The 266-nt window shown below is 63.9% G+C and carries 1 protein-coding gene; it reads left to right on the top strand.

The window, feature by feature from the left end:
- On the top strand, positions 1–266 hold a 266-nt coding region (locus tag ACLJNW_RS25680), incomplete at both ends, for a virulence-associated V antigen (protein WP_410961436.1).

The raw sequence follows: 266 nt of genomic DNA, 5'->3' as shown, positions 1-266 counted from the left end.
ACCTGGGCCTGGCGCGCGATATCGAGCTGGGCTTCGTCGGCAGTACCGGCAGCGTGGCTTACATTGGACGCAAGGCGCTGCTCGACGAGCTCAAGGCGCTGACCGCGGAGTTGAAGGTCTACAGCGTGATCCAGTCGCAGATCAACGCCGCGCTGTCGGCCAAGCAGGGCATCAGGATCGACGCTGGCGGTATCGATCTGGTCGACCCCACGCTATATGGCTATGCCGTCGGCGATCCCAGGTGGAAGGACAGCCCCGAGTATGCG

The organism is Salmonella sp. SAL4457, from assembly GCF_046548235.1.
In the GTDB taxonomy this organism is placed as follows: Bacteria; Pseudomonadota; Gammaproteobacteria; order Enterobacterales; family Enterobacteriaceae; genus Salmonella; species Salmonella enterica.
The sequence above is the reverse complement of the archived record's forward strand: the minus strand, read 5'-3'. Positions and strand labels throughout refer to the sequence as shown.